We start from the raw sequence: 12,952 nt of genomic DNA, 5'->3' as shown, positions 1-12,952 counted from the left end.
GGTGGATTGTCCGCCTCTTTTCCTGGCCGCAAAAGTTAGTCATCAATAACTAACTAGATCGCTCTCTGGGGGAGAGATGTCACAGCAGACCGCAACGAGCACCAGCCGCGGAAGCGCCGCCTGGGCCCTCGTCATCACCAGCGTCGCCGGCTTCATGGCGGCCCTCGACAACCTCGTCGTCACCACCGCCCTGCCCTCCATCCGCAAGGACCTCGGCGGCGCGCTGGACGACCTCGAGTGGACCGTGAGCGCCTACACGCTCACCTTCGCCGTCCTGCTGATGTTCGGCGCGGCGCTCGGTGACCGCTTCGGGCGCCGCCGGCTCTTCATCGCCGGACTCGCCGTCTTCACCGGCGCCTCCGCCGCCGCGGCCATGGCCCCCGGCATCGGTTCCCTGATCGCCGCCCGCGCGGTGCAGGGCGTCGGCGCGGCCGTGACGATGCCGCTCACGCTGACCCTGCTGACCGCAGCCGTGCCCGCCGCGAAGCGCGGGATGATGTACGGCATCTGGGGCGCCGTCAACGGACTCGCCGTCGCCTCCGGACCGCTCATCGGCGGCAGCCTCACCGAGCACGTCTCCTGGCACTGGATCTTCTGGCTGAACGTCCCGCTCGGCCTGATCACGCTGCCGCTCGCCCGGCTGCGCCTCGCCGAGTCCCATGGCACCGGCGCCCGGCTCGACGTCCCCGGCACCCTGCTCGCCAGCGGCGGCCTCTTCGGGATCGTCTACGGCCTGGTCCGCGGCCCTGCCGACGGCTGGACCGACACCGTGGTCCTCACCGCGCTGTTCGCGGGCGGCGCGCTGCTGACCGGGTTCGTCCTGTACAGCTCCCGCGCGGCCAACCCCATGCTGCCGATGCGGCTGTTCCGGTCCCGCGCCTTCTCCGGCATCAACGCGGCCAGCCTGCTGATGTTCGTCGGCATGTTCGGCTCGATCTTCCTGCTCAGCCAGTACATGCAGGGCGTGCTCGGCTACTCGCCCACCGAGGCGGGCCTCAGGATGCTGCCGTGGACCGGCATGCCGATGCTCGTCGCGCCGATCGCCGGGATCCTCTCCGACCGCATCGGCGGCCGCCCGGTCGTCGCGGCCGGCCTGTTCCTGCAGGCCGTCGGTCTCGGCTACATGGCCGTCGTGGCCACCACGGACGCCTCCTACGCCGCCCAGCTGCCCGCCCTGGTCGTCAGCGGGGTCGGCATGGCCCTGTACTTCGCGCCGGCCGCCAATCTGGTGATGTCCAGCGTCCGCCCGCAGGAGCAGGGCATCGCCTCCGGCGCCAACAACGCGCTGCGCGAGGTGGGCGGCGCGCTCGGCATCGCGGTGATGTCGTCGATCTTCTCCGCACCGGGCGGCTACGAGAGTGCGCAGAGCTTCGTCGACGGCCTGCGGCCCGCCCTGGTCACCGGCTCGGCGGTGGTCGCCCTCGCCGCGGTCGCGGCCCTGGTGATCCCGGCCCGGCGCGCCGCCGCCCGCCTCGCCGCGGGGGACGCGCGGACGCCCGCGACGGCCCTGGAGGCCGCTGCCGCGGAGGCTCCCGCCCCGGCGGGCACCGCCCTGGAGAGCAGCGCCCGCTGAGACCCGCCCGGGAACCCCGCCACCCTCGTCCCATGGAGTTCGCGATGCCCGCTCTCCCCGCTCTTCCCTGGATCGTGCCGAACACCCCGCCGCAGGGCACCGAGGTGCACGTCTTCGCCTCGCGCTTCGAGACCCGCTCCCTGTGGGGCGCGCTCCGCTTCCTCGCCCGCACCCCGGCGGTGTGGCGGCAGGTCGGCAAGGCACCCGGCGCCTACGGGGCCTCCCTCAAGGCACAGCCCCTGCGGCGGACCTTCTGGACGTTGTCCGCCTGGGAGTCCGCCGACGCGCTGAAGGCCTTCGCCCGCTCCGGTGTCCACCGCCCCGCCTCTCGTGGACTGGCCTCCCAGATGCGCGACGCCGCGTTCGCCACCTGGCAGACCTCCAGCGACGAGTTGCCGGTGAGCTGGGAGGAGGCGGAGCGGCGGCTCAGCTAGACCGCCGGTCGGTAGCCGCGGTACGTCGGGTACGCGCGCGTGGGCTTCGAGAGGAGCCCACGCGCGCGTACCCGTGTGTCGGCTCGCGTCAGTGGGCGGACAGGGCATGGAGCCCCACCCCGCCCTGCATGGTGCAGAACCGCCTCCCGCCACCGTTCCCCGGCCGTCGCTCGTCGCCCGCGTGGATGCGGTGCTGTCGGAGGTGTCTCGTAGTCTTGGGCCCGTGCAGGTACTCCACGACGCCCCCCTCGCCCCGCTGACCACCTTCCGGCTGGGCGGTCCCGCGGCCCGGCTGGTCACCGCCACCACCGACGCCGAGGTGATCGCCGCTGTCCGTGAGGCCGACGACAGCGGGACGCCGCTGCTGGTCATCGGCGGTGGATCGAACCTGGTCATCGGCGACAAGGGCTTCGACGGCACCGCCCTGCGCATCGCCACGCGCGGTGTCGAGCTGCGCGGCACGACGCTGGAGCTCGCGGCAGGCGAGGTGTGGACGGATGCCGTGGCCCGCACGGTCGAGGCTGGGCTCGCGGGGATCGAGTGCCTCGCCGGGATCCCGGGATCGGCCGGCGCCACCCCGATCCAGAACGTGGGCGCCTACGGCCAGGAGGTCTCCTCCACCATCACCGAGGTCATCGCCTACGACCGGCGTGCCGGCGAGACCGTCACGCTGACGAACGAGGAGTGCGCCTTCTCGTACCGCCACAGCCGCTTCAAGGCCGACCCCGAGCGCCATGTCGTGCTGCGCGTCCGCTTCGAGCTCGAGGACGCGGACGGGCTCTCGGCGCCCCTGAAGTACGCCGAGGCGGCCCGCGCGCTCGGCGTCGAGCCGGGAGAGCGGGTGCCGCTGGCCGAGGCCCGCGAGACCGTGCTGAAGCTGCGCGCCGGGAAGGGCATGGTGCTGGACCCCGAGGACCACGACACCTGGTCGGCCGGGTCCTTCTTCACCAACCCGATCCTCAGCGACGAGCAGTTCGCCGCGTTCCACGCGCGCGTGCGCGAGCGGCTGGGCGACGGCGTGGAGCCCCCCGCCTACCCGGCGGGGGAGGGCCGTACGAAGACCTCCGCGGCCTGGCTGATCGACAAGGCGGGCTTCACCAAGGGCTACGGCACCGGACCGGCCCGCATCTCCACCAAGCACACCCTCGCCCTCACCAACCGGGGCGCCGCCACCACCGAGGACCTGCTGGCCCTGGCCCGCGAGGTGGTCGCCGGCGTACGCGAGGCCTTCGGGATCACGCTCGTCAACGAGCCGGTGACGGTCGGCGTCAGCCTCTGACGGCACGAACGGCAGTGGCCTAGTACGCCACTCCCACGCCCTGCTTCACGGTCCCTTCGTCGTCGATCATCGCCAGCATCGCATGCGCCACGTCCGCGCGCGCGATGAAGCGGCCCTTGGGCGGGAAGCCGCCGACGGTGGTGCGGTAGCGGCCGGTGAGCGGCTTGTTCTGCAGCCGCGGCGGCCGTACGGACGTCCAGTCCGTGCCACTGCGGGCCAGCTCGGCCTCCATCCCGCGCAGATCGGTGTAGACGTCCTTCAGGACGGCCGACACCAGGCCGCGCATCGCCCGGTCCAGCGCGCCGTCGTCCTCGGGGGCGGGGCCGACGGGGCCGGCGCTGACCACGAGCAGCCGTCGTACGCCCTCGGCCTCCATGGCGCGCAGGACGGTCCGGGTCAGCCGGGTGGCGACCCCGGCGTCCTTGCGGCTGCGCGCGCCCAGGCCGGAGAGGACCGCGTCCCGGCCGCTGACCGCTGCGCGCAGCTCCTCGGGGTCGGTGAGGTCGGCGCGGAACACCTCCAGCGCGTCGCCCGTGACGTCGAGCCGGGCCGGATCGCGGACGACGGCGGTCACGCGGTGGCCGGCGCCGAGCGCCTGACGCACGATCTCGCGGCCGATGCCGCCGGTGGCGCCGAAAACGGTGAGGTTCATGAGTGCTCCCGTACTCGGGATGGGTGGAGTGAGGCAGGTGGGTGAGTGTTCACTCACCTGCCTGCCCTCTAGAGTGGGTAAGCACTCACCCACCCGTCAAGCCCGATTGGACGCACATGGAGCCGAAGCCGGCGCGTGTCCGCATCCTCGACGCCGCCCACGAGCTCATGCTCACCGTCGGACTCGCCCGCGCCACCACCAAGGAGATCGCCCGCGCGGCCGGTTGCTCCGAAGCGGCCCTCTACAAGTACTTCGACAGCAAGGAGGACCTGTTCGTACGCGTGCTCGCCGAGCGGCTGCCCCGGCTCACGCCCCTGCTCAACAGCCTCGCCGCCGAACCCGGACAGGGCACTCTGGAGGGCAACCTCACCGAGATCGCCCGCCAGGCCGCGCTCTTCTACGAGCAGAGTTTCCCGATCGCCGCCTCCCTGTACGCCGAGACCCAGCTCAAGCGGCGGCACGACGACGCCCTGCGCACGCTCGGCTCTGGCCCGCACCGGCCCATCCAGGACCTGGACGCCTATCTGCGCGCCGAACAGGCCGTCGGCCGGGTCCGCGCCGACGCAGACACCTTCGCGGCCGCCTCGCTGCTGCTGGGCGCCTGCGCGCAGCGCGCGTTCGCCTACGACGCGACCGGCACCGGGGAACGGCCGTCGGTCGACGACTTCGCCGCCCGGCTCGCGCGCACACTGCTGGGCGGAATCTCCGTTGCGCCGGCCTCGGCGTGAGCTTCACCCTGACCGCATGACAAACGCCTCCCACGGGACCCGCCCGTACGGCTGAGACCGCGCGAGTCACACCTCCCTGCGCAACCCCGCGCCCATCGGCTGTTGCTCGGCGAGGCCGGCTGGTTCGTGCACGCGGCAGGTCACGGGCCGTACCAGAAGGGTGTCGGCAAGGGGCACGCGAGGCTGATGGGGGAGATCCCGGCACTCGTCCAGCCGCCCGGGCGAGCCCGCCGCTCGCCTTATGCGGCCGGGCGGGTCAGCCAGTCGTCCACGCCGGCCAGCAGGCGCGCCCTGACGTTCTCCGGGGCGGCCGAACCCCGTACCGACTGGCGGGCCAGCTCGGCGAGTTCGGCGTCCGAGAAGCCGTGCGCGTGCCGGGCGATCTCGTACTGGGCGGCCAGCCGGGAGCCGAACAGCAGCGGATCGTCGGCGCCGAGCGCCATGGGCACGCCGGCGTCGAAGAAGGTCCGCAGTGGCACGTCCTCGGGCTTCTCGTACACGCCGAGCGCCACGTTCGAGGCCGGGCACACCTCGCAGGTCACGCCCCGGTCGGCGAGCCGCTTCAGCAGCCGCGGGTCCTCCGCCGCGCGCACCCCGTGCCCGATCCGCGAGGCGTGCAGGTCGTCCAGGCAGTCGCGCACCGAGGCCGGGCCGGTCAGCTCGCCGCCGTGCGGGGCCGACAGCAGACCGCCCTCGCGTGCGATGTGGAAGGCCCGGTCGAAGTCCCGCGCCATGCCCCGCCGCTCGTCGTTGGAGAGCCCGAAACCGACCACGCCCCGGTCGGCGTACCGCACCGCGAGGCGGGCCAGCGTACGGGCGTCCAGAGGGTGCTTCATGCGGTTGGCGGCGACGAGCACGCGCATGCCGAGCCCGGTCTCCCGGGACGTGGTCTCCACCGCGTCCAGGATGATCTCCAGCGCGGGGATCAGCCCGCCCAGCCGGGGTGCGTACGACGTGGGGTCCACCTGGATCTCCAGCCAGCCCGAGCCGTCGTTCAGGTCCTCCTCGGCGGCCTCCCGGACCAGGCGCTGGATGTCCTCCGGCCGGCGCAGGCAGGAGCGAGCCGCGTCGTACAGCCGCTGGAAACGGAACCAGCCCCGCTCGTCGGTGGCCCGCAGCTTCGGCGGTTCGCCGCTGGTCAGTGCCTCTGTCAGGGCCTCGGGCAGACGTACGCCGTACTTGTCGGCCAGTTCCAGGACGGTCCCCGGCCGCATCGAGCCGGTGAAGTGCAGGTGCAGATGGGCTTTCGGCAGCTCAGAGAGATCACGTACACGCTCCATTCCCAGATCCTGCCGTACGTCCCTGCCGTACCGGTAGCCGTTTCCCCGTACGTGGTCTTGCTCGCACAAACGAACAGGGGCACCCGGGAACGTTCCCGGGTGCCCCTGTCCAGAAATGGACCGCTCGGTTGTCCAAAGATGGACTGCTCAGGACTTGGCCTCCGCCAGAAGCTTCTGGATGCGGCTCACGCCCTCGACGAGGTCCTCGTCGCCCAGCGCGTACGACAGCCGCAGATAGCCCGGCGTGCCGAAGGCCTCACCCGGGACGACCGCGACCTCGGCCTCCTCCAGGATCAGCGCGGCCAGCTCGACCGTGTCCTGCGGGCGCTTGCCGCGGATCTCCTTGCCGAGCAGGGCCTTGACCGACGGGTAGGCGTAGAACGCGCCCTCGGGCTCGGGGCAGACCACGCCGTCGATCTCGTTGAGCATCCGCACGATCGTCCTGCGGCGCCGGTCGAAGGCCTCGCGCATCTTCGCCACGGCCTGAAGGTCACCGGAGACGGCGGCCAGGGCGGCCACCTGGGCCACGTTGGAGACGTTCGAGGTGGCGTGCGACTGCAGGTTGGTCGCGGCCTTGACGACGTCCTTCGGGCCGATGACCCAGCCCACGCGCCAGCCGGTCATGGCGTACGTCTTGGCCACACCGTTGACGACGACGCACTTGTCGCGCAGCTCGGGCAGCAGCGCCGGCAGGGACACCGCGGCGGCGTCGCCGTAGACCAGGTGCTCGTAGATCTCGTCGGTGAGCACCCACAGGCCGTGCTCCAGGGCCCAGCGGCCGATCGCCTCGGTCTCGGGCTCGGAGTACACCGCGCCGGTCGGGTTGGACGGGGAGACGAAGAGCACGACCTTCGTCTTCTCCGTGCGCGCCGCCTCCAGCTGCTCGACCGAGACGCGGTAGCCGGTCGTCTCGTCGGCCACGACCTCCACCGGGACTCCGCCGGCCAGGCGGATCGACTCCGGGTACGTCGTCCAGTACGGCGCCGGGACGATGACCTCGTCGCCCGGGTCGAGGATCGCGGCGAACGCCTCGTAGATGGCCTGCTTGCCGCCGTTGGTGACGAGGATCTGCGAGACGTCGGGCTCCCAGCCGGAGTCGCGCAGCGTCTTCGCGGCGATCGCGGCCTTCAGCTCGGGCAGGCCGCCGGCCGGCGTGTAGCGGTGGTACTTCGGGTTCTTGCAGGCCTCTACGGCGGCCTCGACGATGTAGTCCGGGGTCGGGAAGTCGGGTTCACCGGCGCCGAAGCCGATCACCGGACGCCCGGCGGCCTTCAGGGCCTTGGCCTTGGCGTCCACGGCGAGGGTGGCGGACTCGGAGATCGCGCCGACTCGGGCGGAGACCCGGCGCTCGGTGGGTGGGGTTGCAGCGCTCATGGAGCCCATCGTTCCAGACCGGAAATCCCCCCGGCACACGGGTTTCACAGACTGAACAGCAACGGGTCGGGACGTGAACACGGGTCCGAATCCGGCCTCCGGCCAGGACGATCTTTGGTCAGGTGGCTCCGGACGGGCACTTTCTGTTCGACGCCGGGCTGTTGACCACGTACACTCTCACCTCGTTGGCCTTCAGAAGCCGCCGCCGAAACCGGTGCACACCGCGCACCCGGCCGGATGCGGTACGTTGGGGGACACACAAAGGGTCGTAGCTCAATTGGTAGAGCACCGGTCTCCAAAACCGGCGGTTGGGGGTTCAAGTCCCTCCGGCCCTGCTACACACACCGCCAGGATGTGTGCGCGTGTACGTACAGCAATGCACCGCCGTGCGGCTCAGAAACCGGGCGCGGCACGGCCACGACCCGGGACCAGGTGAGGACAATGACGGACGCCGTGGGCTCCATCGACACGCCTGACGCCCAGGACGAGGCGCTCGAAGCCAAGAAGAAGGCCCGCAAGGGCGGCAAGCGCGCCAAGAAGGGCCCGCTGAAGCGCCTCGCCACCTTCTACCGCCAGATCATCGCGGAGCTCCGCAAGGTCGTCTGGCCGACGCGCAACCAGCTGACGTCGTACACCACCGTGGTGATCTTCTTCGTCGCCATCATGATCGCGCTGGTGACCGTGATTGACTATGGGCTCAACCACGCGGCCAAGTACGTCTTCGGCTGAGCCAAGAGCGAAGGGCGCCGTGGCACCGGCGCCCGTTTTCGCATGTTCCACCCCTATGTATCCAGGAAGAAGCAGCCATCGTGTCTGACCCGAACCTGAACGACGACGCCATCGAGCCTCGCGGGACCGCTGCCGAGATGGTGGACGACGAGCGCGACATCGTCGAGGGCGCGGACGAGCAGGACGAGTTCGAGGCTGCCGAGGCCGAGGCGGGGGAGCCGGCCGAAGAGGCTGCCCTGAACGTCGAGGACGAGGAAGACGAGGAAGAGGCCGAGGAGGCTGCCGCCGAGGCCGCCGAGGAGGAGCCGGCCGCGCCCGTCGACCCCGTCGAGGCCCTGCGCGAGGAACTGCGCTCTCTGCCCGGCGAGTGGTACGTCATCCACACCTACGCCGGTTACGAGAACCGCGTGAAGACCAACCTGGAGCAGCGCGCCGTCTCGCTGAACGTCGAGGACTACATCTTCCAGGCCGAGGTGCCGCAGGAAGAGGTCGTCCAGATCAAGAACGGCGACCGCAAGACGATCAAGCAGAACAAGCTGCCGGGTTACGTCCTGGTCCGCATGGACCTGACCAACGAGTCCTGGGGTGTCGTCCGCAACACCCCGGGCGTCACCGGCTTCGTCGGCAACGCCTACGACCCGTACCCGCTGACCCTGGACGAGATCGTCAAGATGCTCGCCCCGGAGGCCGAGGAGAAGGCCGCCCGCGAGGCCGCCGAGGCCGAGGGCAAGCCCGCCCCGCAGCGCAAGGTCGAGGTCCAGGTGCTGGACTTCGAGGTCGGCGACTCGGTCACCGTCACCGACGGCCCGTTCGCCACGCTGCAGGCGACCATCAATGAGATCAACCCCGACTCGAAGAAGGTCAAGGGCCTGGTGGAGATCTTCGGCCGCGAGACGCCGGTCGAGCTGTCCTTCGACCAGATCCAGAAGAACTAGTCCATTTCTGGACGTCGCTCTTCCGCGCAGGTCAGGCGGGCTGTCTCAGCCGGTCTGACCTGCTCGGTTTTTGGCCGCGCATCTATACCCGCTATCGTTGTGCGGTATGCCTGCGTCAGGATCGCGATCTTGCGCGGGCATGGACCCGAATGAAAGGACCCGGAGAGCTATGCCTCCCAAGAAGAAGAAGGTCACGGGGCTCATCAAGCTCCAGATCCAGGCCGGTGCCGCCAACCCGGCTCCGCCGGTCGGCCCCGCGCTGGGTCAGCACGGTGTCAACATCATGGAGTTCTGCAAGGCCTACAACGCCGCGACCGAGTCGCAGCGCGGTTGGGTCATCCCGGTGGAGATCACGGTCTACGAGGACCGCTCCTTCACCTTCGTCACCAAGACGCCGCCGGCCGCGAAGATGATCCTCAAGGCCGCGGGCATCGAGAAGGGCTCCGGCGAGCCGCACAAGACCAAGGTCGCCAAGATCACCGAGGCGCAGGTCCGCGAGATCGCCCAGACCAAGATGCCCGACCTGAACGCGAACGACCTGGACGCCGCCGCGAAGATCATCGCCGGTACCGCGCGTTCCATGGGCGTCACGGTCGAGGGCTGACCCCAAACCCCCAAGCAGTCATGCGGCCGTAGCCGGTCGCACGTGGCAGGGCCTGCTCGGCCCAGGGACCACGACTCCTTCAGAACACACAGGAGCAAGTTGTGAGCAAGCGCAGCAAGGCTCTCCGCGCTGCGGACGCCAAGGTCGACCGGGAGAAGCTGTACGCCCCGCTCGAGGCCGTCCGTCTCGCCAAGGAGACCTCCACGACCAAGTTCGACGCCACCGTCGAGGTCGCCTTCCGTCTGGGTGTCGACCCGCGCAAGGCCGACCAGATGGTCCGTGGCACCGTGAACCTTCCGCACGGCACCGGTAAGACCGCCCGGGTCCTGGTCTTCGCGACCGGCGACCGTGCCGAGGCCGCGCGTGCCGCGGGCGCCGACATCGTCGGTGCCGACGAGCTGATCGACGAGGTCTCGAAGGGCCGCCTGGACTTCGACGCCGTCGTCGCCACCCCGGACCTCATGGGCAAGGTCGGCCGCCTCGGCCGCGTCCTCGGCCCGCGTGGTCTGATGCCGAACCCGAAGACCGGCACCGTCACCCCCGACGTCGCCAAGGCCGTCACCGACATCAAGGGCGGCAAGATCGAGTTCCGCGTCGACAAGCACTCGAACCTGCACTTCATCATCGGCAAGGCGTCCTTCGGGGACGACAAGCTGGTGGAGAACTACGGCGCCGCGCTGGAGGAGATCCTCCGTCTGAAGCCGTCCGCCGCCAAGGGGCGCTACATCAAGAAGGCCGCCATCACCACCACGATGGGCCCCGGCATCCCGGTCGACCCGAACCGCACCCGCAACCTCCTCGTCGAGGAGGACCCGGCCGCCGTCTGAGCCGTCCGCTCACCCCGGTAGCCGCGTCAGGTACGCGTGAGTGAGGGCGGGCCCCGCAACCTTCCAGGTGCGGGGCCCGTCCTTTCTTCGTAGGGCCTTCCTTTGTACGGCCTTTCGAATGACTGTCAGTGGCCTGGGCTACCGTGCAGGGCACTACGACTCGCAATAGGGGTGGGACCAGATGAAGAGCACGACCGTTCGCCGTACGGCCCTTTCCGTAGCGGTGGTCGCCGCGCTGACCTCCGTGGCAGCCTGCGGCTCCTCCGCAAGCTCCGGCAAGGGTGACAAGGCCGCCGGCGGCGAGACGATCCACATCAGTCCCATCGCCGCCGTGCTGCGCACCGCCGAGCAGTCCACCGACAAGGCGGAATCGGCGAAGGTGCGCTCCACCATGGTCGTCGGCGACGTGATGTCGATGTCGGGAAACGGCACCATGCGCTGGGGCAACGGCCTCACCGGCAGCCTCACCATCACCTACACCGGCGGCAAGGTCGCCGAGGCCATGCACAAGGTCGGCGCGGCGCCGTCGGTGCAGGCCCGCTACCTGCCGGACGCCTACTACGCGAGCCTGGGCGGCACGTCCGCCGAGCGCCTGGGGGGCAAGCACTGGATCAAGTACTCGTACGACCTCCTCGCCCAGGTCAGCGGTGCCTCCGGGGCGTACCTGAAGGACCAGATCCGCACCGCCACGCCGGGCCAGACGGTGAAGCTGCTGCTGGCCTCCCATGACGTGAAGAAGGTCGGCCAGGAGACCGTCTCCGGCGTCCGTACGACGCACTACTCGGGCACGGTGAACATCGCCGACTTCGCGGGCAGGAGCAGCAACCTCAGCGCGGAACAGCTGGCCGCCCTGAAGAAGCAGCTCGACCAGGCAGGCATCGCCAGCGAGACCGTCGACATCTGGCTCAACGACCAGAACCTGCCGGTGAAGAAGATCGAGAAGGGCGCCATGGCCAAGGGCGAGATGGTCAACACCGCCTACTACAGCGACTACGGCGTCCCGGTCACCACCGAGGCGCCGCCGGCCTCGGACACGCTGGACTTCGCCAAGCTCATGAAGTCCAGCCGCCTGCCCAACGGCACCGCGACGGGCAGCAGCACGAGCACGACGTCCTGACCCGATTTGCCTGGGCGGGGGGCCGTCCCGTACGCTTCCACGGAAGCCAAAGACCGCTGGTCGTTGCCGCGCGCTCGTACGAGGGCGCGGTGGCCGAAGGATCCGCTGAAAAGTGGGCGACCCGCGCAGGTGACAGTGGAAGAACTCCCGGAGTGCGCGCGCCGAGCGCGTGTGCGACCGGTCGAGTCCGCCCCGTGCGCCTGCGCCGGGGCGTTTCGTTTTCCCCAGTCCTCCTTCGGGTCCGCGCGGTCCGAATCACCCGGAAGGAGGCCGAGGCTCTATGGCGAGGCCCGACAAGGCTGCCGCGGTTGCGGAGCTGACGGACAAGTTCCGCAGCTCCAACGCCGCCGTGCTGACCGAGTACCGCGGTCTCACCGTGGCGCAGCTCAAGACGCTGCGCCGGTCGCTCGGTGAGAACGCCCAGTACGCCGTGGTGAAGAACACGCTGACCAAGATTGCGGCCAAGGAGGCCGGGATCACGCTGGAGGACCAGCTCTTCGCTGGCCCGACGGCCGTCGCCTTCGTCACCGGTGACCCGGTGGAGTCGGCGAAGGGTCTGCGTGACTTCGCCAAGGACAACCCCAATCTCGTCATCAAGGGCGGTGTCCTCGAGGGCAAGGCCCTCTCCGCCGACGAGATCAAGAAGCTTGCGGACCTCGAGTCCCGCGAGGTTCTGCTCAGCAAGCTGGCGGGTGCCATGAAGGGCAAGCAGTCCCAGGCTGCCGCGCTCTTCCAGGCGCTCCCGTCGAAGCTCGTCCGCACCGTGGACGCGCTTCGCGCCAAGCAGGCCGAGCAGGGCGGTGCCGAGTAATTCGGCTCGCTTTCTGACCCGCGCCGACGGCACGGGTCGCAGCGGGCCGACGTACGCCCGCCACACCCAGTACATCCGGCACCTGCCGATTTGAGTGGAAGGATCGCCCATCATGGCGAAGCTCAGCCAGGAAGACCTGCTCGCGCAGTTCGAGGAGATGACCCTCATCGAGCTCTCCGAGTTCGTGAAGGCCTTCGAGGAGAAGTTCGACGTCACCGCCGCCGCCCCGGTCGCCGTGGCCGCCGCCGGCGCCCCGGGTGCCCCGGCCGCCGAGGCTGTCGAGGAGAAGGACGAGTTCGACGTCATCCTCACCGGCGCCGGCGACAAGAAGATCCAGGTCATCAAGGTCGTGCGTGAGCTGACCTCCCTGGGTCTGAAGGAGGCCAAGGACCTCGTCGACGGCACCCCGAAGCCGGTCCTCGAGAAGGTCAACAAGGAAGCCGCCGACAAGGCCGCCGAGGCCCTCAAGGGCGCCGGCGCCTCCGTCGAGGTCAAGTAAGACCTTCCGGGTCCCCAGGACCCGACTGCGCGCTGAAATCGGTCTCGTAGGGCTGTAACGCGAACGCACCGTAGGGCGATCATCCATCTGGGTGGTCGCCCTACGGCGTT

Annotated in this window: 14 protein-coding genes and 1 tRNA gene; 12 read left to right on the top strand and 3 right to left on the bottom strand. The window is 70.1% G+C overall.

Annotated features, from left to right (window positions below; genetic code table 11):
• Positions 1–76 precede the first annotated feature (76 nt).
• From ACWCQS_RS03145 to ACWCQS_RS03135, 3 genes are all read left to right on the top strand, one after another.
• Positions 77–1,573, top strand: a complete 1,497-nt coding sequence (locus tag ACWCQS_RS03145) for a DHA2 family efflux MFS transporter permease subunit (protein ID WP_451002822.1) — start codon at positions 77–79, stop codon at positions 1,571–1,573.
• 32 nt (positions 1,574–1,605) lie between these two features.
• Positions 1,606–2,007 (top strand): DUF3291 domain-containing protein, encoded by a 402-nt coding sequence (locus tag ACWCQS_RS03140; RefSeq protein ID WP_450982750.1) that lies wholly within the window; start codon positions 1,606–1,608, stop codon positions 2,005–2,007.
• Between the two features lie 106 nt (positions 2,008–2,113).
• Complete coding sequence (locus ACWCQS_RS03135; RefSeq protein ID WP_451002821.1) at positions 2,114–3,286, top strand: UDP-N-acetylmuramate dehydrogenase; 1,173 nt, start codon at positions 2,114–2,116, stop codon at positions 3,284–3,286.
• A gap of 19 nt (positions 3,287–3,305) precedes the next feature.
• Here the strand turns inward: ACWCQS_RS03135 and ACWCQS_RS03130 are convergent, their stop codons facing one another.
• Positions 3,306–3,938: an NAD(P)-dependent oxidoreductase gene (locus tag ACWCQS_RS03130; RefSeq protein ID WP_451002820.1), complete on the bottom strand. Its 633-nt coding sequence runs from the start codon at positions 3,936–3,938 to the stop codon at positions 3,306–3,308.
• 116 nt (positions 3,939–4,054) lie between these two features.
• Here ACWCQS_RS03130 and ACWCQS_RS03125 point away from each other — a divergent pair, with 116 nt between their 5' ends.
• Positions 4,055–4,666: a TetR/AcrR family transcriptional regulator gene (locus ACWCQS_RS03125; protein ID WP_451002819.1), complete on the top strand. Its 612-nt coding sequence runs from the start codon at positions 4,055–4,057 to the stop codon at positions 4,664–4,666.
• 239 nt (positions 4,667–4,905) lie between these two features.
• On the opposite strand, the gene ACWCQS_RS03120 is transcribed toward ACWCQS_RS03125, so the two are convergent.
• Together ACWCQS_RS03120 and ACWCQS_RS03115 are read right to left on the bottom strand one after the other, a co-directional pair.
• On the bottom strand, positions 4,906–5,946 hold the full coding sequence (locus ACWCQS_RS03120; RefSeq protein WP_451002818.1) for an adenosine deaminase: 1,041 nt from the start codon (positions 5,944–5,946) through the stop codon (positions 4,906–4,908).
• Between the two features lie 147 nt (positions 5,947–6,093).
• Positions 6,094–7,320: a pyridoxal phosphate-dependent aminotransferase gene (locus ACWCQS_RS03115; protein ID WP_451002817.1), complete on the bottom strand. Its 1,227-nt coding sequence runs from the start codon at positions 7,318–7,320 to the stop codon at positions 6,094–6,096.
• A 262-nt stretch (positions 7,321–7,582) separates the two neighbouring features.
• Between ACWCQS_RS03115 and ACWCQS_RS03110 the strand changes: the two genes are divergently transcribed.
• The 8 genes from ACWCQS_RS03110 (at position 7,583) to rplL (ending at position 12,842) form a co-directional block, all read left to right on the top strand.
• A tRNA-Trp gene (locus ACWCQS_RS03110) sits at positions 7,583–7,655 on the top strand.
• 106 nt (positions 7,656–7,761) lie between these two features.
• Positions 7,762–8,049 (top strand): preprotein translocase subunit SecE, encoded by a 288-nt coding sequence (secE, locus tag ACWCQS_RS03105; RefSeq protein ID WP_451002816.1) that lies wholly within the window; start codon positions 7,762–7,764, stop codon positions 8,047–8,049.
• Between the two features lie 80 nt (positions 8,050–8,129).
• The gene (gene nusG / locus ACWCQS_RS03100; protein ID WP_351802216.1) at positions 8,130–8,984 is read left to right on the top strand and encodes a transcription termination/antitermination protein NusG; all 855 of its coding nucleotides are present in this window, start codon (positions 8,130–8,132) and stop codon (positions 8,982–8,984) included.
• Between the two features lie 169 nt (positions 8,985–9,153).
• Positions 9,154–9,588 (top strand): 50S ribosomal protein L11, encoded by a 435-nt coding sequence (rplK, locus tag ACWCQS_RS03095; protein WP_023547415.1) that lies wholly within the window; start codon positions 9,154–9,156, stop codon positions 9,586–9,588.
• A 101-nt stretch (positions 9,589–9,689) separates the two neighbouring features.
• The gene (gene rplA / locus ACWCQS_RS03090; protein WP_388619572.1) at positions 9,690–10,415 is read left to right on the top strand and encodes a 50S ribosomal protein L1; all 726 of its coding nucleotides are present in this window, start codon (positions 9,690–9,692) and stop codon (positions 10,413–10,415) included.
• A gap of 181 nt (positions 10,416–10,596) precedes the next feature.
• Entirely contained in the window at positions 10,597–11,532 is a 936-nt protein-coding gene (locus ACWCQS_RS03085; protein WP_451002815.1) for a hypothetical protein, read from the top strand.
• A gap of 280 nt (positions 11,533–11,812) precedes the next feature.
• Positions 11,813–12,343, top strand: coding sequence for a 50S ribosomal protein L10 (gene rplJ / locus ACWCQS_RS03080; protein ID WP_055706208.1), 531 nt, complete (start codon positions 11,813–11,815; stop codon positions 12,341–12,343).
• Positions 12,344–12,455: 112 nt separating this feature from the next.
• The gene (gene rplL / locus ACWCQS_RS03075) at positions 12,456–12,842 is read left to right on the top strand and encodes a 50S ribosomal protein L7/L12 (protein WP_055706209.1); all 387 of its coding nucleotides are present in this window, start codon (positions 12,456–12,458) and stop codon (positions 12,840–12,842) included.
• Positions 12,843–12,952: the final 110 nt, after the last annotated feature.

This window comes from Streptomyces sp. NPDC002076, from assembly GCF_053593835.1.
This window is presented reverse-complemented; position numbering and strand designations above follow the sequence as displayed.